General features: G+C 37.6%; 29 protein-coding genes. 12 read left to right on the top strand and 17 right to left on the bottom strand.

Annotated features, from left to right (window positions below; translation table 11 throughout):
- Positions 1 to 34 precede the first annotated feature (34 nt).
- Positions 35 to 556 (bottom strand): peroxiredoxin, encoded by a 522-nt coding sequence (locus ABMA78_RS07920; protein WP_392858725.1) that lies wholly within the window; start codon positions 554 to 556, stop codon positions 35 to 37.
- A 124-nt stretch (positions 557 to 680) separates the two neighbouring features.
- Here ABMA78_RS07920 and ABMA78_RS07915 point away from each other — a divergent pair, with 124 nt between their 5' ends.
- Positions 681 to 1,187: a methylated-DNA--[protein]-cysteine S-methyltransferase gene (locus ABMA78_RS07915; RefSeq protein ID WP_392858722.1), complete on the top strand. Its 507-nt coding sequence runs from the start codon at positions 681 to 683 to the stop codon at positions 1,185 to 1,187.
- A gap of 162 nt (positions 1,188 to 1,349) precedes the next feature.
- On the top strand, positions 1,350 to 3,290 hold the full coding sequence (locus ABMA78_RS07910; RefSeq protein WP_392858721.1) for a methionine--tRNA ligase: 1,941 nt from the start codon (positions 1,350 to 1,352) through the stop codon (positions 3,288 to 3,290).
- A gap of 36 nt (positions 3,291 to 3,326) precedes the next feature.
- On the opposite strand, the gene ABMA78_RS07905 is transcribed toward ABMA78_RS07910, so the two are convergent.
- The 7 genes from ABMA78_RS07905 to ABMA78_RS07875 form a co-directional block, all read right to left on the bottom strand.
- Entirely contained in the window at positions 3,327 to 3,980 is a 654-nt protein-coding gene (locus ABMA78_RS07905; RefSeq protein WP_392858719.1) for a hypothetical protein, read from the bottom strand.
- A gap of 69 nt (positions 3,981 to 4,049) precedes the next feature.
- Positions 4,050 to 4,721, bottom strand: a complete 672-nt coding sequence (locus tag ABMA78_RS07900; protein WP_392858717.1) for an ABC transporter ATP-binding protein — start codon at positions 4,719 to 4,721, stop codon at positions 4,050 to 4,052.
- Positions 4,721 to 5,962, bottom strand: a complete 1,242-nt coding sequence (locus ABMA78_RS07895) for an ABC transporter permease (protein WP_392858714.1) — start codon at positions 5,960 to 5,962, stop codon at positions 4,721 to 4,723. The genes ABMA78_RS07900 and ABMA78_RS07895 overlap by 1 nt, the downstream gene beginning before the upstream one ends.
- A gap of 2 nt (positions 5,963 to 5,964) precedes the next feature.
- Positions 5,965 to 6,732, bottom strand: a complete 768-nt coding sequence (locus ABMA78_RS07890) for an efflux RND transporter periplasmic adaptor subunit (RefSeq protein WP_392858712.1) — start codon at positions 6,730 to 6,732, stop codon at positions 5,965 to 5,967.
- Between the two features lie 57 nt (positions 6,733 to 6,789).
- On the bottom strand, positions 6,790 to 7,563 hold the full coding sequence (locus ABMA78_RS07885) for a nitroreductase family protein (protein ID WP_392858709.1): 774 nt from the start codon (positions 7,561 to 7,563) through the stop codon (positions 6,790 to 6,792).
- The gene (locus ABMA78_RS07880; protein ID WP_392858707.1) at positions 7,556 to 7,930 is read right to left on the bottom strand and encodes a hypothetical protein; all 375 of its coding nucleotides are present in this window, start codon (positions 7,928 to 7,930) and stop codon (positions 7,556 to 7,558) included. The genes ABMA78_RS07885 and ABMA78_RS07880 overlap by 8 nt, the downstream gene beginning before the upstream one ends.
- A gap of 187 nt (positions 7,931 to 8,117) precedes the next feature.
- On the bottom strand, positions 8,118 to 8,723 hold the full coding sequence (locus ABMA78_RS07875; protein ID WP_392858705.1) for a phospholipid scramblase-related protein: 606 nt from the start codon (positions 8,721 to 8,723) through the stop codon (positions 8,118 to 8,120).
- A gap of 183 nt (positions 8,724 to 8,906) precedes the next feature.
- Between ABMA78_RS07875 and ABMA78_RS07870 the strand changes: the two genes are divergently transcribed.
- Positions 8,907 to 10,217, top strand: a complete 1,311-nt coding sequence (locus ABMA78_RS07870; RefSeq protein ID WP_392858703.1) for a sensor histidine kinase — start codon at positions 8,907 to 8,909, stop codon at positions 10,215 to 10,217.
- Between the two features lie 12 nt (positions 10,218 to 10,229).
- Here the strand turns inward: ABMA78_RS07870 and ABMA78_RS07865 are convergent, their stop codons facing one another.
- Positions 10,230 to 10,601 (bottom strand): hypothetical protein, encoded by a 372-nt coding sequence (locus ABMA78_RS07865; protein WP_392858700.1) that lies wholly within the window; start codon positions 10,599 to 10,601, stop codon positions 10,230 to 10,232.
- 83 nt (positions 10,602 to 10,684) lie between these two features.
- A complete protein-coding gene (locus ABMA78_RS07860) occupies positions 10,685 to 11,098 on the bottom strand; it encodes a VOC family protein (protein ID WP_392858697.1) in 414 nt (137 codons plus the stop codon).
- A 190-nt stretch (positions 11,099 to 11,288) separates the two neighbouring features.
- Between ABMA78_RS07860 and ABMA78_RS07855 the strand changes: the two genes are divergently transcribed.
- From ABMA78_RS07855 to ABMA78_RS07845, 3 genes are all read left to right on the top strand, one after another.
- Entirely contained in the window at positions 11,289 to 11,840 is a 552-nt protein-coding gene (locus ABMA78_RS07855) for a 2OG-Fe(II) oxygenase (protein WP_392858695.1), read from the top strand.
- Between the two features lie 81 nt (positions 11,841 to 11,921).
- Positions 11,922 to 12,119, top strand: a complete 198-nt coding sequence (locus tag ABMA78_RS07850; protein ID WP_392858693.1) for a DUF2892 domain-containing protein — start codon at positions 11,922 to 11,924, stop codon at positions 12,117 to 12,119.
- A 43-nt stretch (positions 12,120 to 12,162) separates the two neighbouring features.
- A complete protein-coding gene (locus ABMA78_RS07845) occupies positions 12,163 to 12,729 on the top strand; it encodes a hypothetical protein (protein WP_392858691.1) in 567 nt (188 codons plus the stop codon).
- Between the two features lie 3 nt (positions 12,730 to 12,732).
- Here ABMA78_RS07845 and ABMA78_RS07840 read toward each other — a convergent pair whose 3' ends face one another.
- Entirely contained in the window at positions 12,733 to 13,257 is a 525-nt protein-coding gene (locus tag ABMA78_RS07840) for a PepSY domain-containing protein (protein ID WP_392858688.1), read from the bottom strand.
- Positions 13,258 to 13,260: 3 nt separating this feature from the next.
- Positions 13,261 to 13,713, bottom strand: coding sequence for a PPC domain-containing DNA-binding protein (locus tag ABMA78_RS07835; RefSeq protein WP_392858687.1), 453 nt, complete (start codon positions 13,711 to 13,713; stop codon positions 13,261 to 13,263).
- 122 nt (positions 13,714 to 13,835) lie between these two features.
- Here ABMA78_RS07835 and ABMA78_RS07830 point away from each other — a divergent pair, with 122 nt between their 5' ends.
- The 3 genes from ABMA78_RS07830 (at position 13,836) to ABMA78_RS07820 (ending at position 16,369) form a co-directional block, all read left to right on the top strand.
- Complete coding sequence (locus ABMA78_RS07830) at positions 13,836 to 14,567, top strand: hypothetical protein (protein ID WP_392858686.1); 732 nt, start codon at positions 13,836 to 13,838, stop codon at positions 14,565 to 14,567.
- Positions 14,542 to 15,435, top strand: a complete 894-nt coding sequence (locus ABMA78_RS07825; protein WP_392858684.1) for a patatin-like phospholipase family protein — start codon at positions 14,542 to 14,544, stop codon at positions 15,433 to 15,435. Before ABMA78_RS07830 ends, ABMA78_RS07825 begins: the two co-directional genes overlap by 26 nt.
- A 64-nt stretch (positions 15,436 to 15,499) precedes the next feature.
- Positions 15,500 to 16,369 (top strand): mechanosensitive ion channel family protein, encoded by an 870-nt coding sequence (locus ABMA78_RS07820; RefSeq protein ID WP_392858682.1) that lies wholly within the window; start codon positions 15,500 to 15,502, stop codon positions 16,367 to 16,369.
- Here ABMA78_RS07820 and ABMA78_RS07815 read toward each other — a convergent pair.
- The 3 genes from ABMA78_RS07815 to ABMA78_RS07805 all read right to left on the bottom strand — a co-directional run bounded on the left by ABMA78_RS07815 (position 16,366) and on the right by ABMA78_RS07805 (position 20,448).
- Positions 16,366 to 17,400: a murein L,D-transpeptidase catalytic domain-containing protein gene (locus tag ABMA78_RS07815; RefSeq protein WP_392858680.1), complete on the bottom strand. Its 1,035-nt coding sequence runs from the start codon at positions 17,398 to 17,400 to the stop codon at positions 16,366 to 16,368. The two genes, ABMA78_RS07820 and ABMA78_RS07815, sit on opposite strands and share 4 nt — an antisense overlap.
- 86 nt (positions 17,401 to 17,486) lie before the next feature.
- Complete coding sequence (locus ABMA78_RS07810) at positions 17,487 to 18,902, bottom strand: MATE family efflux transporter (protein ID WP_392858678.1); 1,416 nt, start codon at positions 18,900 to 18,902, stop codon at positions 17,487 to 17,489.
- Positions 18,903 to 18,933: 31 nt separating this feature from the next.
- On the bottom strand, positions 18,934 to 20,448 hold the full coding sequence (locus ABMA78_RS07805) for a potassium/proton antiporter (protein ID WP_392858677.1): 1,515 nt from the start codon (positions 20,446 to 20,448) through the stop codon (positions 18,934 to 18,936).
- A gap of 176 nt (positions 20,449 to 20,624) precedes the next feature.
- On the opposite strand from ABMA78_RS07805, the gene ABMA78_RS07800 reads away from it, so the two are divergent.
- Positions 20,625 to 21,110, top strand: a complete 486-nt coding sequence (locus ABMA78_RS07800) for a hypothetical protein (protein ID WP_392858676.1) — start codon at positions 20,625 to 20,627, stop codon at positions 21,108 to 21,110.
- Positions 21,098 to 21,751 (top strand): O-methyltransferase, encoded by a 654-nt coding sequence (locus ABMA78_RS07795; protein WP_392858673.1) that lies wholly within the window; start codon positions 21,098 to 21,100, stop codon positions 21,749 to 21,751. Before ABMA78_RS07800 ends, ABMA78_RS07795 begins: the two co-directional genes overlap by 13 nt.
- On the opposite strand, the gene ABMA78_RS07790 is transcribed toward ABMA78_RS07795, so the two are convergent.
- A complete protein-coding gene (locus ABMA78_RS07790) occupies positions 21,705 to 22,706 on the bottom strand; it encodes an HAD family hydrolase (protein ID WP_392858672.1) in 1,002 nt (333 codons plus the stop codon). The two genes, ABMA78_RS07795 and ABMA78_RS07790, sit on opposite strands and share 47 nt — an antisense overlap.
- A gap of 3 nt (positions 22,707 to 22,709) precedes the next feature.
- Positions 22,710 to 23,183, bottom strand: coding sequence for a chemotaxis protein CheX (locus ABMA78_RS07785; RefSeq protein WP_392858671.1), 474 nt, complete (start codon positions 23,181 to 23,183; stop codon positions 22,710 to 22,712).
- A gap of 310 nt (positions 23,184 to 23,493) precedes the next feature.
- Between ABMA78_RS07785 and ABMA78_RS07780 the strand changes: the two genes are divergently transcribed.
- A complete protein-coding gene (locus ABMA78_RS07780) occupies positions 23,494 to 24,192 on the top strand; it encodes a YdiY family protein (RefSeq protein ID WP_392858669.1) in 699 nt (232 codons plus the stop codon).

Genomic DNA, 24,192 nt, shown 5'->3' with positions numbered 1-24,192 from the left:
CCTCCACATATTGGCGTACAGAGGGCCTTTAAATTTACTTTTTCGTTTTCTGAAGCTGAGCTAATTTTTTTGAGACGTGGTCGGCATCTAACATTGGATCAACATCACGATCAATTGCCACAATCTTTAAGTTTGGATCAATAATAAAAGTCCATCTTTTTGAAATATTAAAAACGGCCATCTTCGCTCCAAATTTCTTTGTCACCTTCCCGTCCTCATCAGAGAGTAGATCAAATTGAAGAGAATGCTCTTCATGAAAAGCTGCCTGATCTTTTACAGAGTCAGTACTGATTCCATAAACTTCAGCACCTAGTTTTCTAATTGATTTGATACTATCGCGAAAAGCACAAGCTTGTTTAGTACAACCAGGAGTTCCTGCTTTTGGATAGAAATATAAAACAGTCCACTTCCCTTTTCGTGACATCATTGAAAAGTCTTTGCCCTCATGATTCTTTACCGTAAACTTCGGAACACTCTGTCCTAGCTTAATTTCTTCCCCATGGGCAAAAGAGAACATGATACACATGACAATTAATAAACGACTGATTACTTTCATATTTCCTCCAGAAATTAAAAATTAGTTAATTTTATCTCTCTTAATTATATATACGCAATAAACTTCAAAATAGATCACTTAAACATAAGTTCTTTTTAAGATTTGAAAGTGCTATAATCGCCACATGACTGATAGACAAATTGAGTTTCATTCAAAATTTGGCACAATCTATATTTGCGCTAATGAAAATGGTGTTTCTTATCTTGGCTGGGAAGATCAAGAATACGACGGCCCTCACTATGAGGATGATAAGCGTATCGCAAAATATCTCAATGAGGCCCACGATCAACTCGAAGAATACTTTGCTGGAAGCCGTAAGAAATTCTCCATACCTCTAAGCATTAACAAAGGTACGGATTTTCAAAAACAAGTTTGGGCACAACTTCTGGATATTCCCTACGGTGAAGTGACGACTTATTCTGATATTGCTCAAAAGGTCGGATCTCCAAACGCCGTGCAAGCAGTTGGAAGTGCCAATGCCAAAAATCCAATATGTTTAATCATTCCTTGTCACCGCGTCATCGCAAAGTCTGGTGAGCTTTCGGGCTACGTAGCTGGAGCAGATATTAAAGAGGCCCTTCTAAATCATGAGGGTGGTATGTGGACGCTTTTCGACAATTCAATGACTTGAGCATGATCTAGACAATTGCTCTGGGCATAAATTAAAGCTTCTAGGCATGGCCATACATCCCCTACACTAACTCCCTATGTCATCTCACAAAAGGTAATTTGAATAACTTTTGCAAAAGAGAAATATAGACGAAGATAGGCCCACAGTGTTAAATTTGAACCCATGAATGAAAATAATAAGAATAAAAAAGACATGCGTCCAAAGCAGGACATCCCAACAATCCTATCTCGCGTTAGCCGCCCTAAGAAAGCTGTTATTACAGCAGGTATGCCGTATGCAAATGGCCCAGTTCACATTGGTCACTTAGCAGGTGCTCATGTTCCAGCAGATATTTACTCACGCTGGATGAGGCTACTGGTTGGCGATGATAATGTACTATTTGTTTGTGGTACAGACGACCATGGTTCAACAAGTGAAGTTGCGGCAAAGAAGCTTGGTAAGACAACGCAAGAATTCATTGGTGAAGTTCATGCAAAACAATCAAAGACAATGGAGCGCTACTCGATTGGCCTTGATACATATACTGGAACTTCAAAGGAAGAAAATTACGAAGCCCACAAAGAGCTTTGTCAGGACTTCCTTAGAAAAATGCATGCCAATGGAATGCTCGATAAGAAGACAAGCCAGCAATGGTTTGATCCAAAACTTAATATGTTCCTACCTGATCGCTACGTTCAAGGTGATTGCCCAAATCCTGATTGCTCAAATACAAAAGCATATAGTGACGAGTGTGACGTTTGTGGGAAGAACTATGATCCACATGAGTTAAAGAATCCAGTTTCTGCAGTAAGTGACGCGACTCCAGAACTTAGAGATACTGATCACTGGTATCTGAATATGTGGAAAGTAACTGATCAGTTAATTGAATGGTTAAACACAAAGCAGAAAACTTGGAGAAAGCCTATTCTTCAAGAAGCTTTTGGTACGGTTTATCCTTGTGTAACTTTCACAAATAAGTCTGAACCAGCATATAAAGAAATTAAAGAAGAGCTTCCAAAGCATAAGAGTCGTTATGCTCCTGGTAGAAAGGTTCTTGTTCAATTTGAGAACTTAGCTGATCTTGCATCAGGTAAGAAACAATTAGAAGATAAAGGAATTGAGTGTGAACTGAATGATGGTTGGGCACACAGAGCGATTACTCGTGACGTTTCATGGGGAATTCCAGTTCCAACAGATATTGAGCCAGGCATGGAAGGAAAAACTCTCTACGTATGGCCAGAGTCTTTAATTGCACCGATTTCATTTACAAAAGTTGCTCTTAAGAAGAAAGGTCTGGACCCAGATCTTTATAAAGAATTTTGGACAGACCCTGAAGCAAAGGTTTTCCAATTCCTTGGAACTGATAACGTTTTCTTCTACGTTCTTATGCAGGGAGCGATGTGGTTTGGTGTCCAAGAAGATCCAATGAGACAAGCAGTAAAAGGTGAATTCCAACAAACTGACGTCTTCTCTAACTTCCACCTACAAATCAATGGTGAGAAGATGAGTAAATCAAAAGGAAACTTCTACACTGGTGATCAGCTTATTGATGAAATGGGATACACAGCAGACCAAGTTCGCTACTTCCTTTCAACTCTAAGTCTTTCAGAGAAGGCTTCTAACTTTGACTTTGAAGTTTTCAAAGCAAAGAATGCATTCCTTGCTGGGCCAATGAACGCTTCATTTGAAAAACCAATCTCAGCTTGTCACAAGCAATTTGGTGGCGTGGTTCCTAAGGGTGAGCTTATCGGTAAGACTGAAAAAGAAACTCTTAAGATTGTTCAGCAATATACGAAATTCATGGAAAAGGGAGAATACCCAAAAGCACTTGGTGCCCTTGAAAACTATGCTCGTATTATTAACGGACTATTTAATCAGTACAAGCCTCACGATGACCGCTTTGATGAGAAAGAAAGAACTGATGCACTTTACTCTTGTTTCTATATTCTAAGAAATATCTTAGTAATGCTTAGGCCATTTGCACCGGAAACAATGGAGAAGCTTCGTGTCTCTTTAAATCTTCCAGAGAGTGTTTACTCGATTGATGAGCTTGCAAAAGAATTCCCAGAAAATCATAAGATTGGGGAACAAGTAGAATACTTCCCAGCAGTTGATGCTGAGTAAGAAATAACAAAGGGCCTTTTAAAGGCCCTTTTTTTATTAATCTAAATCTTCTAGCTGACTTTTTATTTTATCTTTTAATTGTTCAAAATTAATATCTTCAATTTCAACGATCATCCCATCCTCAATCTGCCTTGCTTCTACATCATCGAGATCATCTTCATCTGCAACTCCGATTACTTGCTCTAGAGCAATGGACATATCTCTGTGAACAAATGGATCGAGCTCATCAAGGCCTGCTGCAAATGTCGTCCCTACGGCCGTTCCCGATGGTACACCAAAGAAGAACCCACCAACAGCAGCGACTCCACCATCAAGACTAACTCCTGTACCAATATAGTAAGCGGCCGTGGCCTTTGCTCCAATAATTAAACCGAGGTAAGCAGAAACTGCTAAGATTGCGACATCAGCACCTGCTGCATAAAGAGCGTGGCGTCCATTCATATCGGCCATCTTTTTAATATCGCTTCTGGCAAATGTTCTGTAATCAGAAAAGAGATTACGGCATTTAAGCTCTTCTCTATTCCCATGACATTCTTCGAAGATATAACGGTCATTAACAATTTCCGTTGCCTTAATATACTTATAAGGAGTCTCTTCGGCCTGAATAAATGTCGAGGCCTGATTAAGTTGTGAGAGTAAAAGAACTCCCGTTAGAACAATTTTCTTCAGTTTTGGGCTTAGTGTTTTCATAGCTTAAATTTATCAAAAAAATAGATCGAGATAAGCTATTTGGTAAGAATTCCAGAGGGTGAACATTCCTTAGTCACCGGTGTAAGTCTCTGAAACATGGCCATCAACGAGGAAAATCTCACGATCTGCCATTGCTGCATAATCAGGGTCATGGGTTACCAGAGCAATTGTCGTTCCCTTCTCTTTATTAGTTTCTTCTAAAATATTCATCACAATCTCAGCATTTGCCGTATCGAGATTTCCTGTGGGCTCATCTGCAAAAATATAACTAGGTTCCATAATGAGGGCCCTGGCAATGGCCACTCGTTGCTGCTCACCACCTGATAGTTGCCCTGGAAGCTTATTACGAGTATGTGGAATATTGAGTTTTTCAAGTAGCATATTTGCACGAGGCTCATACTTTTTTAAGAGACCAAGATTTCGAGGAGGTAATAGGATATTCTCTAAGGCCGTCAGCTCTGGAAGTAAGTAGTGGAATTGAAAGATAAATCCAATATGACGATTTCGAAACTCATGAATTTCATCAACACTCATATGAGTAACATTCTTTCCATCAATATAAATATGGCCAAATGTTGGTTCATCGAGAGAGCTAATAATATAAAGAAGGGTTGATTTTCCACTTCCAGAACGTCCTGAAATAGAAACAAACTCTCCCTTATTTATCTCCATGGAGATATTGTGAAGAATACGTTGAGGTGGATCTCCAAATTCTTTTATAATACTTTCTGCTTTTATCATCACTCGCCCCTTATGATATCAATTGGAGTCATTCGACTTGCTGATAGAGCAGGAAGAAAGCTTGCAACCAGCGAAGCAACAAGGGCCGCAACAAATGCAATGATATACGTTGAAGGTGTATAATCCATAAGTAAGTGATTATCGCCACCAATATTTATATTTAACTCAATACTTTCGACAGCTCGACAAATGATGAATCCCAGGATTAGCCCAACAGCTCCACCACTTACACCAAGGAATATACCTTGATACATAATAAGCTCAAGAATTCGTTTGGGGCCATAGCCAATAGAGCGTAGAATAGCGATCTCCTTTCGCTTTTGGTTAATCATAATTGTTAGAACATTATAAACCCCAAAGGCAGCTACAATAAGAATGGCAATTGTAATAAAGTAGCGAACTATATCTTGCATCATTATCATTTCCATAAACATGGGATTAGACTCTTTCCAGTCTTCAACTTTATCATGGCTTAATAGAGACCACTGATCAGCAAGCACTTGTGACTTATTCATGTCGAATAGTGATACTGCTATTTCAGAGACTCGCCCAGGTGTCTTATTAAGTTTTTGTACATCTTCAAGGTGAGAGAATGCTATGGACTTATCTGCTCGATCATCTCCGAAAGAAAAGAGTCCTACGATTTTAAATGAGTTTTTATGTGTCAGGCTTCCCGCAATGACCTCTACATACTGACCAACACGTGCTCCAATTTCTTCAGCAGCAGCGGCACCAAGAATGATCTTATTTCCTCCACTAGCAAGTGACGAGAAATCACCTTCCACCATGTAATCAGGAATATCACTAATTCTGATTTGTCGTCTGGCATTTGTTCCAATGAGCCCCATACTGTGAGTAAGATCACCACGCTTTAACATAACCTGTATTGTTAAGCGGGGGCTAAAGTCATAGACATCTGGATGATGAGAAAGACGATCTGCCCAACCTTGATAATTTTCTAGTTTTGATTCACTTCTTTTTCCATAGGGAGGGGTGACCCAATCGACTTGTTTATTTTCATAAAACCATTTATTAACGAGGGGGCGATCAATAAGATCTTCTTTACCAGAGATTAATATATGAGCAGTATTATTTAAAAGGGCCTTAATGATATATTGCCTAAGCCCGAGCTGAATTCCAGAGATAGCTACGTAGAGCATCGTACCGAAACTAATGCCTAAGAGAATAAGGAGTGTTTGCTTCTTTTTAGAAAATAGTTGCTTCATCGACAAGAACAGCATGACTACCTCTTAATGAATAATAGGTCTGTAAGCTTAATATCTCCCGAGACAACCTCAACCCACATTCCATCATTATTTCCTGTGACGACTTCGACTTTTTCTCTCTTCTTATCTCGCATGCGAAGAACTTTTCCATTACTAATGGCCTTAACAGGAATTAAAAGTACTCCCATTTTCTTTCCAACCTCGATGACCACATCAGCAGTCATGCCAGGAAGGATACTTTTTTCAAGCCCTTTCACTTCGATGCGGGTGATGAACTCACCTTCTCTTGGATAAATCGTTTTTACATATCCTTCATATTTTTTTTGAGACTGGCTTTCAAAAATGATTCGCGTTTTTTGATTTGGGATAACTCTTAGTGCGGCTTCTTGCTCTAGTGAAACTTCAATAAATTTTTCATTAAGATTTTGCATTCTAAGAACAGTCACTTGTGGTAGGACAACTTCTTTTTCTTTATTAGCTATAAGAGTGACTGTGCCGTCAAAAGGCGCTTTAAAAAGAACACGGCCATCGAAACTAACAAGGCGGTCACCTTCTTTAACTTTTTGCCCTTCTTTAACATAGAGTTTCTCAACTAGAGATAGGACACCAATTTTCACATTAAACTCTTTATCAGTATCGACTCGCCCTAGGCCATAAATGGCCTCCACAACATCGCCTTTTTTAGGAGAGATTAATTCATAATTATTTTTAAAATAGAAAACTCTTAGAAGGATCGCAGATAAAACAAAGATAACGACAATGGTGAAGATATATATCTTTTTCAAGCAAAACTCCTAGGGTACACATTTTTTATTTATTCTCGCATACCCTAGTGGCCAATATCAAAAGAAATTTTGACGTTTAAGATAAGCAATTAAATCTTCACTATATTTAAGATGAGACTCTTCTGTATATTTCGCTTGCGTATAGACTTGGGCCAAATTCTTTGCTCCGACGTCTTTAATCATTTGATGTAATCGCGGGTTATCACGATAACGCTTCATCCCCTCGACCTCTCTTTCTCGATATATCTCTAGCACCTCTTCATCTGAGTATTTATGATATTTCTCATAGTGAATTAGGGACTCAAGTGGAAGCCTCTTTCTTAAGTCAGGTGCCTCGTCTGGATAGCCTAGAGCAAAGCCTACGACAGGAACGACATTCTCAGGTAACTCTAAGATCTCACCAATTTCGCCAGCACTGGCCAATGTTGTCCCCATGTAACAAAGTCCCATCCCTAGACTTTCAGCGGCTAACGCTGCATTCTGACTAGCGAGAATGGCATCAATTGAAGCAATCATAAAACTCATATAATTATCAAAATTGTTAGCTGCTTCACTTAATGTAAGCCACCTTCTCATACGATAGAAGTCAGCACAGAATGTTAAAAAGATGGGAGCATCCATTAGCATACTTTGTTCAAAGTGGGCCTGGTACATCTTCTCTTTCATTGCTCTATCTCTTGTCACAACAACTGAGAAGGATTGCATATTTCCAGAGCTTGATGCACTTGCCGCGGCACTTAGAATGAGTTCCAAATCACTTTGTGAAATATCCTTATCTGAAAATTTTCTAATTGAACGATGAGAGTGTATTTGTTGAATAAACTCATTCATGGCACGAGTCCTTTCTTCCAACAAAGTTAGCAAAGACAATTTTATCTTGAAGTAGAGTTCCCTTTATTTGACACTGATCAAGAAGCTCGGCCAGTAGTTCAACTTTAAACTCTTTGCCTCTCTCCTTTGCGATAAAATCACCAGATACAAAGCGATCATTTAATTGACCAGTAAATGATGATTGAAAAACTCTTGGTACTTCAAAGATACCTGTCACTTTCTTGGATGCTGAGATATTTGATACTGTAAAATAATCTTTAAAAAATTTACCGCCAATATTTACTTCAAGTTCATAGCGGCCAATATAATTCGTATTTGCAAAAGCACTTTGTCCTAATATAACAAAGCATAAAATAATCTTCTTCATGATTACCTCTTAAATTTTATATAAAATAGATCGAAATTTATTATTAACTAATAATGTGTGAAAGGCGCACTAGCGCCACCAAAGGATAGAAATAGAGATTGCATAACGGCAAAGTCGACAATTCATATTCACAAAATAGAATTATCAACTTTATCCGTAAACAATTTCTTTCTTACAAGAACTCTCTTTATTTTGCTTTTCTTTCAAAATAAACGAGATCAATGAAAATCGAAGTCGCGAGAATAATTTTCTTCTCCTGCTCCGTTAGTGTCTGACTTTTTAAATCGATGGCGAAGTTGTCGCGATCAGTAAACATTTCTGAAAAGAGTCCAGAAAACTTTTTCAACACGAGTGCAACCTCTTGGCCACGGGAGTAAAATGGATAAGTCCAAGGCTTCCAAATTGGTGAACGCATCTCCATGATGATATTCCCTTGAGCATCTAAGACATCAAATTTCTTTGTTATTAAAGAAAATCTTTGCTGAAGTGAACCAATCATTTGGCCATTTAAATCCAGTACTTCAAGGCGCTGAAAAAGGAAGCAAAATGGGTGCTTAGCAATCATATACTCATTGCGAGCTTGGTCAAAGAAGTGAAGATCAAATGTCCTCCAGTGCCCTAGGAACTGGCGCATAATAAAGCCAAGAAAGCCTTTTTGTTGTTCTGCTGCATAGCCAATAGGATTCTGTGCTTCATCCAAGAATTGATACTTATTTCTTGTCTCATAGCCCAAAAGCTCCCAATTTTCTCTTACCTGCTGCACAAGTAGCTTACTATGCTGATTTAAGTCCATTTTTCCTCACATTTATTCAAAAAACTTATGAACTGATTTTAACATATTTTCTAGCTAACTTATTATTTTCACGAGGAAAATAATTATACTCGGACAACTCTATAATTTCTATTTGAACTAAATATTATTGAACTCAGTTTATTAATACGGTAAATCTATATATGTCACATCGATAGGAATAGAATGAATTTAAGAATAAACCCCAAAAGGCCAACAGAGAGTATTAAAGATATCTTAAGGATTATGGACTTCACTCTTGGTCCATTTACAATGCTCTTTGCAATTTGTGTTGGTGTGTACGAGTATCAAATCTCACAAAGACTAAATAGCTTCTTTGGAATCTTCGCTTTTCTTATTTTCAATCTCACAATTTCTCAAATAAGTATTCGAGTTAAGAACTCTCTAAATATTGAGGTCTTCAGACAAATTTTTGCAATCTGTGTCCTCTGCCCTTTTGCAGTTTATATCGTTGATGGGCCATTCTCACCGTTCTGGTACCTTTATCTCATTATGATTGTTGCCAGCAATAATATCTTCTTTGAAGTAACTGGAAAGCATATCTATAGTGGGCTTATCACCCTCTTAGCTGTTATTAGCTATATCACTTCAAGTTACTTACTTCTTGATGAGCCAGAAACTTCCCTTATTATAATTCATTCTCTGACTATGATTATGTTAAGCCTACTCTTCTACAGACTCCTTAGTCTTGTGGATCGCACTTATCGAAGTGAAGTGAATAAGTCGATTGCCTTACAAGAAACAATGGATAAGCTTAATAGCACTAAAGAGAGCCTTATCTATAGTTCACGCTTAAGCGCAATTGGAGAGATGGCCGGTGGGATTGCTCACGAAATAAATAACCCTCTAACTGTTATCTACGGATCTATTTATCAAATTAAGCGCCTACTAGATATTGGGGAAATAAATAAAGAGAAATACGATATTCACATTCAACGTATTCTTGAAACAATTGATCGCATCACTCGTATCATCTCGAGTCTAAAAGTTGTTTCACGTGAGTCAGCTGAGATAAAAAGAGAAGTCATCTCTCTTAAAGATATTCTTGTTGATGCAACGGCCATTTGTGCCGAGAAATTTAGGGCCCATGGCATCGAGCTTAAGTTTGATCTCGAGGATAAAGCCTTTAATGTGGAAGTTGATGCTGATAGAGTTCAAATCTCTCAGGTTTTTATCAATCTTTTAAATAACTCTTATGATGCCATTGAGACATCTGAATCTTCTTGGATCGATATTTCAGTCAAAGAGGTTGAAGACTTTGTTCTTGTCAGCGTGAAGGACTCTGGCCTAGGAATTGGCACGGACCTTCAGCGAAAAATATTTGAACCTTTCTACACTTCAAAAGAAGTCGGAAAAGGAACGGGATTAGGACTATCGATTTCAAAAGGAATTCTAGAAAAGCATCAAGGGGAATTATTCCTAGACACAAGTGAGAAAACAACTTGCTTTGTGGTAAAGATTCCCAAAGCAAGTTGAATAGTTTCTATATTAGAAACAAGCAATATACGAATCACCGATGCTACCTAGGAGCTTAGACCCAGATTCATCGAGAATATTTCCATAAGAGTTACCACCGTCACAATGATCTTCAACAGTAACGACGATTGTATAGACTGTACCAGTTTGTGTCGCCTCAAGCCTTCTAAGCTCTAAGGCATCTGTACAGTACTCATAATCAAAATCAGCTAATCCAGTGTACTTTGCAAATTCTTCTTTTGATAATTTAGGAAGGCGCTCAGAGTAAACCTCAGTGTATTCATCACGATCATAACTTGAAGCAAGATCAACATTATTTAACTCTGGACAGGCCATAGCTGAGCTAAAAAGAATAACTGATAAAAGAACAACAACTGATTTCATAACGACCTCCACATAAACACAGGCTTTATTTACCGCGGAGCCGTTCAGTTATCAATTATATTAAAAATATAGATTTCATCTAATTATGAGATATTCACAAGATGCCCATCTTCACTGGGTGACTGCGTTATCTCCCAACGGTTCCCGTCTGGGTCCATCAAAAGAAAGCTCTTCTCTCCCCATGGGTGATCCTTTGGTTCACCACTCACCTCAAATTGATACTCTGAACTTAAGGCCATTAATTTCTTATAGAAATCATCCACATTTTCAACTGTCACTCCGTAAGAGACTTGAGCTGGATTATCTACTAATTCAAAGAATTTAGAGGCCTTTCCCACTGGACGAAAGAAGGCCACGCGACTTTTGTCAGGAAGGACAAAATCTGCAAAGTCTTCATTGGCAAAGTGGGCCTTAACACCAAAGACATCTGTGAAAAAGTTCGAAATATTCGTAACATTCTTAGAAGTAATTACTAAGTGAGAAAGTGCTTTGATCATAATTCATCCTATTTCTATTCATGTTATAACAATTCGATTGACTTAGGTAGCCTTTAAGATTAAATCATCTCATCCATTATTTTGGTGGCCAATCCTTCCTGCCACCCTTTGAGGCCCTAGGCCTAGTGAGAACATTTAAATGCAAGAGCTTGATGCGCTGATCGAATCCTTAACCGAGAAGCGATACTATGTGAGCGATACGCTTATTTCAAACGAATTAGCACGTGCCCTAAAGGACGAGGCCCAGACGCGTTTTCATATCGGAGACTTTCAGGAAGCTAAGGTAGGACGACAACTAACAAAGCGACTTGACGAAAGAATCCGTGGGGATCTCACTTCGTGGATTGAAGGAGATATGGCCGAGCACCCGCTGGCCCTTCAACAATATTTAAAATTTCTTGATAATCTCAAGGATCAACTCAACCCTATTTTCTACCTAGGAATTCGATCTTACGAAGGACACTTTGCCTGCTATGACGAAGGAGCTTTCTATCGCAAGCATGTCGATCAGCACCGAGGAAGAGGCCTTAGACGCCTAAGTGTGATTCTGTACTTAAGTGACATGAGTGAAGCTGATGGTGGAGAGGTTGTTATCTATCATCATGAAAGACAAGATGAGGAAGTAACTCGTATTAAGCCTATGCTTGGAAGACTTCTTATCTTTCTATCTGAAGACCTTCCTCATGAAGTTCTTCCTGCATATAAAGCGAGGCTTTCACTAACAGGATGGCTGAGGGCCTAATTGTTAAGATTTTCTAACAACACTCCATACTATGTTCAGATTTTATGGCCAAGATAATGCTGAATTAGAAAGGAGAGATTTATGAAAATGAATGAAGGCAATGCAGATCGTATTATTCGAATTATTGTAGGAATGGTCCTTATTTCTTTAGTTGTAATAGGTCCTAAAACCTATTGGGGTCTTATTGGAGTCGTTCCATTAATAACAGGAATCCTCGGTATATGCCCAGGATATTCACTACTTGGCCTCTCAACTCGAAAGAGCAAGAAGGCCCACTAGAATTTAAACTATGATATAATCTCTATTAAAGAGAGGTCGTGGTTTGAATACAGGTTTGAATACTAAAGAGCTCATAAAATCAGAGTTAGGCCTTGATGGCATAACTCTCTATATCGACAAGAGAAGTAAATTCTTCTTTTTCATGAAGTATGAAAAAGAGAACTTTATGGTGCTTTTAAAAAATGAAATTGAACCTGAAGCTCTTCCTTTAATGAGAAGATTTACAGATGAGTATCCGGAGCTTCCAACACTCATCAAAGAAACAGACTCTCTTATTCTCTATGACATACCAAATGGAAAACTCGCAAGGCTCGTCGAAGAAAAGGTTGATGAAGACCTAGCAAAGAAAGTCACAGAAATTCAAATTCGCTTAAATGAACTGACGTCCCCATATGGTTATCATTTTGAGTGGCAACTCAATTACTTTTTTATTACTAAAAGTAAGCTTATGTATATTGATTTAGAAACATTAGAGTTTGGAGAGGAAACGAAGACAATAGATATTCCAATCTATGATCAGTTGAGCTTAGAAGAGCGCGTGAAGCTTAAAATCCAAAAAGAAAATAAGAGATTAAGCAATCACGAGCGCTTCACAAGGTGGCTAAAGTAACTCCTACATAAAGAGGTAAATACTTAGGCCAATTAGGAATAAGATTCCTACGATCTTTCTTTCCTTCTTCATTGTATAAGCTAGATATAGCCCACTTAAAATGATTAGCAGTAAGAAAATTCCGACAATCTTTTCAACATACCTTAGAAACTGCGGTCCATGACCTTTATGAAGTTCAATCAATCTTTTTAGAAGGTTTGGCTTCACGTAAGAGATATGAGTTCCATCTTCTTTTACTTGAAACTTATAGTAATCACGAGTTGTTGGTCTAGTAATTGCTCCATCCCCGACTGTTTTAACATAGGCAAAATCGTAACCTTCATCGATTTCATTTAACTCAACTGAAATATTTTCTTTTGTTAATTGCGCCTTTGAAAGTTGGACGACTTTCACAGGTTCAACAACTTCACTTCCTTTAAAACCTAGTAAGTAAGAAACACCAGTAAAGGCCATCATTAAAAGTAATGGCGAAGCGAGAGCTGATAAGTAGAGGTGAATCTTAATAAAAAACGGGCGATTAAATTTCATATTCTATCCTTTAATTCCACAACGAGAAAATGCTTGTGGTAGTGATAATAAGTTTAGGCCAATTTCTTCATCCATCTTTCTTTCAATCTTTTGAACAATTGGAAAGAAGTAGATTTCAGTTGTCACTGCAACTGTAGCGCGAAATAGGTGTCCACCTTTACAAGAAAAATCCTCATCACCTAAAACAGTATGAATATGAAAAAATGGTTTTCCATCTAAATGGGAAAGATTTCCATCAAGACTTAGAAGCTCAAAGTCACCCTTAAATTCTTTGCGATCATATGTTTTCGTATCAAGGTGGTAGAAACCAAGCTCAACGTCTTTCAAGGCCCCTATACCTTTTAGCATACCAGCGCCAAGCTTTTCCGCTGCCGCAAACTCTTCTAGGGACGTAAAAAGATCTTCGTCTTTATATAATTTGATTAAATAGCATTCTTCTTGCTTGATATATTGCATGGTAAGCTCCTGATTTCACTGTGTAATTATAACAACTTCACTATTAATGTCTCGACTCGTTGCTCCCTGAAAAACTTCTACACTCTCTTTACTCAAACGAGGCCAAATGATAGTAATTGAGCATGAGAACGCTTCCCTTCATTCTCGCCTTCTTAATACTATTGGCCCAAGAGTCAATGGCCATGGAGTGCTTTAAAGAGCACCTTGACGCCGCAATCTCAAGCAATCGAAACCGTCGAGAAATTTACTCAGATCATACAAATACTAAGAGTAAAAAAATTTCAAATAGCCTGATCTTCGCAGAAAAAATATCTCTTATCTACGCAAAGCTATTAAAACCAAGTTTAGAAAAGTATCGTCGTGCCGGTATCCCAATCCTATGCCTCGACTTTATTGAAATGAGCAAGGCCCCAAATATACCAAGAGACTTTTCTATCCCTAATTATAAATATCAAGATATTGATTCAGTTGATATTAAGGGACTTCGTTCAGAGATTTCTAAACGACTTAAGACTGAAGACTATCTTGGTATCGTTGAGTTTATCGAAGAGGAAGTTTCAAACGAGAAGAAATATAGTCAGTATAATTGCATGGTAAGACATGTTCTTGAATCCCTAGGCCGTAGCGCATTTTTAACCCCATACTATATTGAACATGCCAGCAGCTTAGGACTAAAGTCTCCCAAGAATTTACTAAACAAATATCTAAGAAGAAATATCTTTGCCCTTAAGTATTCTCACTCTCTCGATAAAAAGGCCGCTTCCCTTCAAGAAGAGGGAATTTCAATTTTATGTGGAGATGTCCCTCATATTCCGATAAGATTAGACTATGAGATGGAACTTTCTAAATACTAAAATTGGTCTTGCTCTTGGTGGAGGTGCCGCAAAAGGTATCGCACACATTGGCGTCTTAAAAGCATTTGAAGAACAAAGAATTCCAATTTCCTATTTATCAGGAACAAGCGTTGGCGCTATTGTTGCTTCTTACTATGCCTTTGGTAAGAATTACGACGACTTTCTATCCTTAGCAAAGAAACTAAATTATAAAGACACAATAAGCTTAACAATTCCTAAGAAAGGTTTTTTTAGTACGAAGTCCATACGAGAAATGCTCATCAAAGATCTTGGTGATGTAAATATCGAAGATGCAAGAATTCCTCTGGCCATTTGTACGACTGATATTTCAACTGGTGAACAAGTCGTTTTCTACAAAGGAAATTTGGCCGATGCAGTTTGTGCCTCTGTCTGTGTACCTGGTGCATTTGTTCCTCAGGTAATCAATGGCAGAACTCTCGTTGATGGAGGTATAACAGAAAATGTTCCCGTCTCCCCACTTGAAGATATGGGCGCCGGAATTATCGTTGCAGTCGACTTAAATGGAGTACAAAAGTATCAAGAACCTGATGATACTTTCGCTATCATTAGTAATGCCATGGATATTGCCATTGACCTTAGGACACGAGAGCAAATTGAAGATGCAGATATTATTCTCTCACTCGACTTAAGTAAGTATAATCGCCTCGATAATTCCAAGTGCATTCAAGAACTCATCAATGAAGGTTATTCTCCGATGACTAAAAATCTCTCTAGCTTAACTTGGTATCGCAGAGCGAGTTATCTCGAGTTCTTTAAGAAACTTATCATCGAAACAATCCCATTTAAAGTACCTAAGGTAATTTCAAATCTTTACAAAGAAAGACTTGCTAAGATCTCTATCAAATAAGCTCCTTTTTTATTTCTTTTAAATGCGATAAAATTTAAAGAAATAATTTAAGATGGAGTTTACATTGTTTGATATTAATCGAGTCTTTACACTAATTTCAGGAAAACTAACTTTTTGGTACGAAGCATTTATTAAAAATATCCCAAACTTAATCGTTGCAATCGTTGCCCTATTTGTTTTCTTCTACCTTGGTAAAACTCTACGTAACTTAGTTAAGAAAGTTCTACAAAAAGTTTCCTACAAGAAGTCTGTTAATGAAATTCTAGGGACAACGACAAATGTCATTGTCATTGTTGTTGGTATTTTTACGGCCTTAGAAATTATAGGTCTTGAGAAAACTGTTACATCAATTCTAGCTGGGGCCGGGGTAATCGGTTTAGCACTAGGTTTTGCCTTCCAAGAAATTGCAGCAAACTTTGTTTCAGGTGTTCTAATTGCTTTTCGTGAGCCATATCAAATTGGTGATATTATCGAAATTGATAAGATTGTCGGTCAGGTAACAAATATCGAATTAAGAACAACGGGAATCACGACTTACCAAGGACTTGAAGTTTTTATTCCAAACAAAGATATGTTTACAAAGCCTTTTATTAACTACACAAGTACGCCACGACGTCGTGTGGATATTTCCGTTGGTGTTTCGTACCACGATGATCTTGAAAAAGTTGAAAAGGTAACAAGAGAAGCACTTGAGGCCATTAATGGAAGGCTTGAAAATGTTCCTGTCGAAGTTTTCTTTGAAGAATTTGGTGCAAGCTCAATCAATCTGACGGCCAGAGTATGGATTGACTATAGAGCAGGAGTCGCATTTTATAAGGCACGCCATGAGGCCGTTATGAACATTAAAAAATATTATGATAATAATGGAATTACAATTCCATTTCCGATTCGAACAATTGAGTTTTCAAATCAGCTTGATGTAAATAAGGGCTAATTGCGTCCAGTACACATTCTTTCCCAGCCCTTAACATCCTTAAGGGCCTTATTATAATCACTACGGCATCCTTCATTAGGAACATATGAATAATAGAGGGAGCCGTTATTGATTTTTTCCATAATCTCTCGCCCTTCACCTGGTACGAATGCAGGACAACCAAAACTTCTTCCCATGATATTACCGCGGTTATAATAAGCCTCGTGCATAACAACACCTTGCGAACGGGCCTTATCATTAACACCTTTTGAGAGGCCATCGAGGCGCATTCCATTATAATTTCTTCCTGAAGCTCTAAATGTTGGCCAACCTCTTTGCCCTTTCACTCTTTCATCATGACTACTAGACATATAAAATTCACCAGTCTTAAAAAAGCCAGGTCTCGTCATTGCCCACTGATCATGCTTAGGCTTCGCCCTTGCAGGCACACGACAGCGAACGAGTCTTCCAACATGATTTGATGCCCTAGTCACTCTACCACTATCAGTGATTGTCGCATCAGCGTAAGTGACACCTCTAACCTTTCCGCTACCATGAGACACTTTATAATTCTTAACCTCACCAGTTTTCATATCCAATAAGAAGAATCGTTTATGTTTAGAGTTCTGAGAGTAGTCTGCAATTGTAATATAATTCTTATTTTTAAACTTACTCTTATTCTCCTTATAATAAAGGAGTGACTGCTTTAGGGCCTCTATAGGAACACCCTGATCGAGAAATCTTTCATAGAATTGGCAATCCTCACCTCTTGCAGCAGCTTCAGCTAAGGCGAGACCTTCTTCTAGAGCTCTTTTGGCCTCTGGAGCATGGTTATCTATTGCTGTATTGGGATCGCAGGTAACTGCACTTTCAGGAGTAGAAACAGGGTCCATTTCCATATCTTCAATTGCTTCATTTACGACATTATCAATTTGATTTTCGACGTCATCGACATAATTTGAGTTAGACATGTTTTCATAGGTATTAACAACAACGGCATTTGCGTATGTATGTAGCACCAGTACACAAAGCATCAAGTAAACCTTTCTCACGTCTCCCCCTCTCAAAGATATCTCTCAATACCTTATCGGGAAACTAGGTTATTATCTTAACAATAATTCTTTATAACTCAATAAAATCAAGAGATTACACCGTCTTCAACAATAGTCTCTTCAATGACTTTACGCTCTTCTTCAGTAATTGGATCTGTTAGATTCTTAATCCATCGATTCTGCTTGATGATGAAAATAGCAATTGAGGCCCCAAGAATATTCCCCACGACAAATGAAAGATAGATTCCAGTTTGACCAAGAGGTGTATGTTTTGAAAGAACATATGCAATTGGAAAACGAATGACCCATAAAGAAACAATGGCCACCATCATGGAGATCATTGGACTTCCCCCACCTCTCATGGCACCTGAGGCAACTTGTTGAACCCCAATAAGTCCAAATGTTAGAGCGATAATTCTAATGAAGTTTGCCCCTTCGTTAATGACAGCAATTTCATTTGGAACAAAGATTTGTAAAGTTTGCTCAGCGAAAATAAAAAAGCCAACTCCAGCAATTGAGAGAGCAATAAAGATTACCCATAGGGCCTTACTCGTAACTTCTTTGGTTCTTTCAATTTTTCCCGCACCAATATTTTGACCAACCAAAGTTGATGTTGCCATCGCAAACCCTAAGCTTGGGATAATCATTAATGTTAGTACTCGAATTCCAATCCCGTAAGCAGCTAGTGCGATGTCACCGAAGGTCGCAATGAGAAATGTCATCACCATCATGGCCATTGCTCGAGAGGATTGTTCCGTCGAAGCAGGAAAGCCAAGGTGAATAATTTTTTTGGCCAAAGAGAAATCAAAAGAGATCTTTGTGAAATCTATTTTTATTCCACCCTTACCTTTTGCAAGTAAGTAGAGTCCAATAACTGCAGATAGTCCTTGAGTACAAATCGTTGCGTACGCAGCACCATCAACTCCATATGCCTTAATTGGGCCATATCCCATAATTAAGATGGGATCGATAATAAAGTTTAAGACCACAGAGAAGAGAACAATATAAAAAGGTGTCTTAACATCTCCGACTCCTCGGTACAGAGATTGGAACATCATATAGAGGTAGCTAAATATCAGACCTATAAATGAAATCCTCAAATAAGAAATCGTAATATTTTGAATCTCAACGGTCGGAGTCATTGCACGAATGACATAAGGAATAACGGCATAAGCAATACCAGCTAAGATTGCTGATGTAATGAGAATAATAAATAAAGTATGAAGACATACCTTAGAAACCATCTTTGTATTTTTTTGACCTGTATATTGAGAAACTAAGATTGTTCCTGAAACAGCAAAGCCTGCTCCCATAGAGATTAAAAGAAAGATTACAGGAAATGAAAGGGAAAGGGATGCGATAGCATTTGTCCCTAAGCGCCCTACCCAAAAAGTATCCGTTAACTGATAGGCCGTTTGTAGGAAATTGGCCATGACGATCGGTATTGATAATTTAAACAAAGACTTGATGACAGATCCTTGTGTAAGGTCATGAACTCCCACAAATATCCTTTAGTTAGTGACCTAACTAATTTTAGGCCGCATGTAACTCTTGTGTATCATCATCCTCTTCATCTAATTCTTCAATCTTTTTTTTTACGAAACACTCCTGAGCGGCTTCTAGATCTTCTTTTAGTTTAGTCACTAAAAGAATTTTATCCCCTTTTTCAAAAACAGTTGCACCATCCGGAATAATGAACGCACCATGCCTTTTAATAAAAAGTACGATTGCTCCAGGAGGAAGTCTTAAATCGACAACTCGATGTTCAACAGCATAATCAGTTTGTCTGATCTCTAATTGAACAATACCGTGTTTTGTTTGTTCAAGTAGTTCCATATCAACAGGAAAATTTGCTTCATCTTCTTGCTCAACAACAAGTCCTAATTTCCTTGCAACAAACTTTAGAGATGATCCCTGCATAAGAGCTGAAACAATCACAACAAAGAACACAATATCGAATAAGACGTGGGCTTTTTCTCCAATGTGAGTTGCTGCAAAACTTGCAAAAACAATTGGTGTTGCCCCCTTTAGTCCGGCCCATGAAACAAAGAGTTTTTCATTTAAGTTGAAACGACTCTTAATTAAACATAGGAAAACAGTTATTGGTCTTGCTGCAAATGTTAAGAAACAAGCAATGAAAAGTCCTGCCGGAGCAACTGTCAGAAGCCGACTTGGAAAGACGAGTAGTCCTAACATAATGAAGAGACCAATTTGCGAAAGCCAAGTTACTCCATCAAAGAATAATGAAAGTAAGTTCTTGTGTAGAATCTTTCGATTTCCAATCATCATCCCAAAAACATAAACTGCTAAGAAACCATTTCCGCCAAGCTTTGTTGTTAAAGAATAACCAAGAAATAACATGGCCATTGTAAGTGGTGGATAGAGTCCATTAAAGTCTAGTTTTACCACGTTATTGATTAAGATGAATGAGCGAGCAGTTACCCAACCACCAATTAAACCAATAATAGGATTTGAGATAAACATGATAGCCGTCGTTTGGGCATCTCCCATTCCTTGCTCAATGAAGCCAATAATGACAGAGACAAGAAAATAGGCCATGGGATCATTACTTCCCGATTCAAAACGAAGAATATTTTTAACATCACCAACTTGTGCCGTTGGATCCTTAAATGCAGAAAAGACAGCAGCAGCATCAGTTGCCGAAAGAATGGCACCGATGAGGAGAGATTCAAGTAAACCTAAGTCTGTTACAAGATGAGTGAAGCCACCAACTAAGAAAGTCGTGAGCATAACTCCGATAGAAGAAAGAACAACTCCTCTTCCAAAGTCTTTTTTTACTTTGCTAAATGGAGTTTCAAATCCCCCATTGAAAATAATTAGGCATAGAGCAACTAAGCTTAAAGAGTGAGTTAACTCGTAATTACTAAAGTTAATTCCACCAATTCCATCTGAGCCGGCCATCATCCCTATGAAGAGAAATAGCACAAGAACCGGCAGACCAAAGCGGCTTGAAGACTTGCTGAGCACAATGCTTAAAAGAAGTAAGATTGATGCTCCTAATAGGAAATTATTTAAGAACTGCTCCATAGGACTGGGCTTATCGGCAAGAACTACCAAAACTTAAGTAAAAACATCAGGTTATTAAGTTTTTTTTAGAGAGTATCAATCAAAATTTCATACTAACTTTACTCTTTAGCCGGACGGGAGTATGAATAAATAAATTAATATTTCAACCATCAAACAAATATTAAAGGATCGAAAAGATGAAAAAACTCCTTCTAGTTATTCTCATGATATCAACAACTTACGCCAACGAACTTACACCTAGTGCAACAGATATGAAGTTTGTGACTGATTTTACGACTTTTGCCTGTAAGAGCTTTCGCGATAAAGTAGCTGCACCAAATGAGATTGCGGCCCTTGATGTCTCTTTTACAAAGTTAGGGATCTCTGACTCGACAAGAAGAATTATTCTTGATGTTCAATCTAATGATGGGCAATGTTTCTATAGCGCTGACTTCTCAAGACAAAAGGGTTTTAAGAGACTTGATTTTGAAACATCATATATGACCGACTCTCCAAATTGTATGGAACTTAAAGAAGAGCTAGACCGCTACATTTCTCCAGGTTTTAAATATATCATTAAATACAATGCCTATATTTCTATGCTATTCTTAACAAAAGAATTAACAAGCGTTTGTGATGAAGTAAGCGGAAATAAACTAATCGAGTTTCAGTGGAAAATTTAAAAGAAATTGAAAAATATTGTTTAAATAAATCAAATATCCCAAGTGATCTTTGCGTTGAGCTGGGCGATTATACAAAAGATAATCACCCTCTTGGGCGCATGATCTCTGGCGAGCTAGTGGCCTCTCTTTTAGGCTTCTTTATTCGTTCAAATAATTACAAGAATATTTTAGAGATTGGAACTTTCACTGGCTACTCTGCTTTGGCCATGGCCGAGAATATTCCGAGTGATGGAAAAGTTATCACAATTGATAAGAATAAAAAGATTAATACTTTTGCAAAATCCTATTGGGACCGTAGCGAAGTAGGAAATAAAATAGAGGCCCGATTCGGAGATGCAAATCTAGTTTTAAAAGATTTAGCTGGTCAAAAATTTGATCTCGTCTTTATCGATGCAGACAAAGGAAGTTATAAGAACTACCTTGAGCTCTCTCTTGAGCTACTGAGTGAAAATGGCATGATCGTAGTCGATAACGTGCTTTGGAACGGTAAAGTTGCTAGTGAGACCATCGATCCAGAAGATAAGACGACGAACGCTCTTGTAGACTTTAATAACTATATTGAATCGAGAGATGACCTTTATAAGACCATGCTCCCTATTCGTGATGGACTTTATCTGATTCAGAAAAATAGATCTGTTTAAAATCTTTTTTCATACTGATTAAGTTTATGAAGTACTTATCCCCTTCACTTAGAACTTTATCTAATTTTCCAACATGGGAGTCTCTATCGTATGCAAACTCACGTGCGCTATCATCGTGATGAATAATTCCAACAAATGACTTAAACTTTGAATTTAAACTTGCATACTTCCCCATTGCGAAGTCACCATCTGAATTTCCTAAAACAAAAACTGGAACCTTTCCAATATGTTCTAAAATCCCCACAGGTTTATTTTCTTTGTCATTTAAGAAAGCAAGCTTGGCCTGATTTTGAAATTCAACTTTACCATTTTCAGAAAATTTCTTTCCAAATCTTGTCCCAATTATCTGATACGAAGGGAGATCATAGACTATATTATTTAAGGCCCTAACAAAGTGAGTTCCCCCACCCGTGACAATAAAAACCTTAAAATCAAATGCTTCTAGTGTTCTCATCAGCTCAACGCTTGGAGCATAAACGAGTTGCGTGTACTTCTTCTTTAGCTTCGGATGCTTTTTAGTTGCAAGCCACTTGGCCATATACTCCATATATTCATCATTAGTAACTCCGGCCTGCATATCAAGCAGGGCCTGATAAAGCTTTCCCTTATCTTTTACATTTGGAAATTGCTCCACCACCTCGTCGACTAGAGTATTGCTTCTATTATACTTCCCAACAATGATATCCTTATAGAAGTCCAACAGCGCTATAAACTGAACATACATTGGGTACTCCCCCCAAAGTGTTCCATCATTATCAAAGACTGCTATTCTCTCACTCTTAGGAATAAAGTTTTTAGACTTCTCGTCCGAGATATCTTTTAAATAAGTCTTAATCTTTTTTGTTACAGCAGTGTCATTCCAATATTTAAGCTCAGCTTTTGGAGAGGACTTTTTGTTACATGAAATAAAAAGAAAAATAGATAGAAAAGAAATTAGAAATATTTTTTTATGCATTTACTACTCGTCTATTGTTAAGCTCATATAAAATACTTGCTTATCCATCCCTACTGGAAGTTCAAAAGGAATTGTTACTGTTCTTGGCCCGGTGATGCGATCATTCTTTACACCATCTCCTACAAAAACTTCAGGAGTTGCTCTCTCAACAGTCAGCCCTGTAATCTTATTAATTTCGGCCTTTGCTTGACCAAGCACCATATTTACAAACTCAGCAGCGGAATCAGAAATTTCTGCATTAAGCTCTTTTTCATTCTCAGAGAACATTGTGTTGTAAATTGTTAGAAAACTAGCTTTATTAAAACAAAGAGCAAGTTCCCCATTGATCTTCTCACTACTTATTCCTATTAGCCCTACGATATCAACGGTATCTTTAAATTCGTAATTAGGATGAACCTCACCTGCCAGCAGTGGAATATTTAGTTGTTTTTTGAATACTTCAAGTAAAGCATTCAAGAATGGTTCGATTAACTCCATTAATAGCTCCAATTTCTCAATTAAGTAATTTTAATTGAGAAAAACACTTCGCACAAACAATTGCCCCATTTTGCCGATAAACAGACTATTTTTAATCTAGTTTTTTTATCAGTTTCTAAGTCTCTGTAATGAGTGGCCCAATAATTAATGATTCCAAATAAGTGTTATCTCAAACCAATGATAGTTGGCATTTTTAGCTAAAGGATCGATTGTACAAAAAAGTTAATCATAGTTAAGATAAATAGACACAATTTAGGAACGTAAATATAAATGATGAACATAAAATAGTTTTTTATAAAGGAATCTTGTTATGAAAAAAATTTTAGTTATGGCCATCTTATTTGGCCAATTTGCCCATGCTCAGTTTAAATCGGAAGATGAAGTAACATTCATTGCTTCTGGTGGAAATACTAACAAAAAGACCTATGACTTTGCTTCCCGCAACTCATATAAGTGGGAAACGAATACTCTTACTTTCAATGGGACTTATTCTTACGGTGAATCAGATGATGAAGTTGATGATGAGAATTGGAGTGCCCTACTTCGTTTCGACCATGTCCTTTCAAAGAAAGTTGATATCTTTGCTGCCGACCTATTTGAATCAGATCGATTTAAAGGTTTCTGGGCAAGAAATAATATCGACGTCGGTTTTAAGTATAAGTTTATTGATGAAGATAAATTCAAAATGCTAGCTGAGCTTGGTTATCGTTATACGAGAGAAAACTTCGTTCAAAATGAGCCTGATAATCATGAGCAAAAACTGCGTCTATACTACGAAGTGAGTAAAGAGCTAAGAAAAGGTGTAACAGCTCGCTACTGGCTCGAATATATTCCAAGTGTACAGCATAGTGAAAACTATATTATTAATATGGAGCCTTCAATTCGTATGCTAATTAATAGCACATTCTCTCTTAAAGCTGGTGTCCTTTGGGAATATGAGAATCAACCAGTTGAAGGAAGAGATCAACACGATTACAAAACAACAATTAGTCTTCTGGCGAATTTTTAG

It is taken from the genome of Halobacteriovorax sp. RZ-2 (genome assembly GCF_043196685.1).
GTDB lineage: Bacteria > Bdellovibrionota > Bacteriovoracia > Bacteriovoracales > Bacteriovoracaceae > Halobacteriovorax_A.
This window is presented reverse-complemented; position numbering and strand designations above follow the sequence as displayed.

Bases quoted from the DNA above. Each gene is read 5' to 3' on its own strand.
- ABMA78_RS07785 (WP_392858671.1), bottom strand. From the start codon at position 23,183: ATGGAGTTAATCGAACCATTCTTGAATGCTTTACTTGAAGTATTCAAA.
- ABMA78_RS07865 (WP_392858700.1), bottom strand. From the start codon at position 10,601: ATGAAATCAGTTGTTGTTCTTTTATCAGTTATTCTTTTTAGCTCAGCT.
- ABMA78_RS07800 (WP_392858676.1), top strand. From the start codon at position 20,625: ATGAAAAAACTCCTTCTAGTTATTCTCATGATATCAACAACTTACGCC.
- ABMA78_RS07850 (WP_392858693.1), top strand. From the start codon at position 11,922: ATGAAAATGAATGAAGGCAATGCAGATCGTATTATTCGAATTATTGTA.
- ABMA78_RS07835 (WP_392858687.1), bottom strand. From the start codon at position 13,713: ATGCAATATATCAAGCAAGAAGAATGCTATTTAATCAAATTATATAAA.
- ABMA78_RS07915 (WP_392858722.1), top strand. From the start codon at position 681: ATGACTGATAGACAAATTGAGTTTCATTCAAAATTTGGCACAATCTAT.
- ABMA78_RS07895 (WP_392858714.1), bottom strand. From the start codon at position 5,962: ATGCTGTTCTTGTCGATGAAGCAACTATTTTCTAAAAAGAAGCAAACA.
- ABMA78_RS07910 (WP_392858721.1), top strand. From the start codon at position 1,350: ATGAATGAAAATAATAAGAATAAAAAAGACATGCGTCCAAAGCAGGAC.
- ABMA78_RS07885 (WP_392858709.1), bottom strand. From the start codon at position 7,563: ATGAATGAGTTTATTCAACAAATACACTCTCATCGTTCAATTAGAAAA.
- ABMA78_RS07920 (WP_392858725.1), bottom strand. From the start codon at position 556: ATGAAAGTAATCAGTCGTTTATTAATTGTCATGTGTATCATGTTCTCT.
- ABMA78_RS07870 (WP_392858703.1), top strand. From the start codon at position 8,907: ATGAATTTAAGAATAAACCCCAAAAGGCCAACAGAGAGTATTAAAGAT.
- ABMA78_RS07905 (WP_392858719.1), bottom strand. From the start codon at position 3,980: ATGAAAACACTAAGCCCAAAACTGAAGAAAATTGTTCTAACGGGAGTT.
- ABMA78_RS07900 (WP_392858717.1), bottom strand. From the start codon at position 4,721: ATGATAAAAGCAGAAAGTATTATAAAAGAATTTGGAGATCCACCTCAA.
- ABMA78_RS07780 (WP_392858669.1), top strand. From the start codon at position 23,494: ATGAAAAAAATTTTAGTTATGGCCATCTTATTTGGCCAATTTGCCCAT.
- ABMA78_RS07825 (WP_392858684.1), top strand. From the start codon at position 14,542: ATGAGATGGAACTTTCTAAATACTAAAATTGGTCTTGCTCTTGGTGGA.
- ABMA78_RS07880 (WP_392858707.1), bottom strand. From the start codon at position 7,930: ATGAAGAAGATTATTTTATGCTTTGTTATATTAGGACAAAGTGCTTTT.
- ABMA78_RS07840 (WP_392858688.1), bottom strand. From the start codon at position 13,257: ATGAAATTTAATCGCCCGTTTTTTATTAAGATTCACCTCTACTTATCA.
- ABMA78_RS07790 (WP_392858672.1), bottom strand. From the start codon at position 22,706: ATGCATAAAAAAATATTTCTAATTTCTTTTCTATCTATTTTTCTTTTT.
- ABMA78_RS07860 (WP_392858697.1), bottom strand. From the start codon at position 11,098: ATGATCAAAGCACTTTCTCACTTAGTAATTACTTCTAAGAATGTTACG.
- ABMA78_RS07830 (WP_392858686.1), top strand. From the start codon at position 13,836: ATGAGAACGCTTCCCTTCATTCTCGCCTTCTTAATACTATTGGCCCAA.
- ABMA78_RS07875 (WP_392858705.1), bottom strand. From the start codon at position 8,723: ATGGACTTAAATCAGCATAGTAAGCTACTTGTGCAGCAGGTAAGAGAA.
- ABMA78_RS07805 (WP_392858677.1), bottom strand. From the start codon at position 20,448: ATGGAGCAGTTCTTAAATAATTTCCTATTAGGAGCATCAATCTTACTT.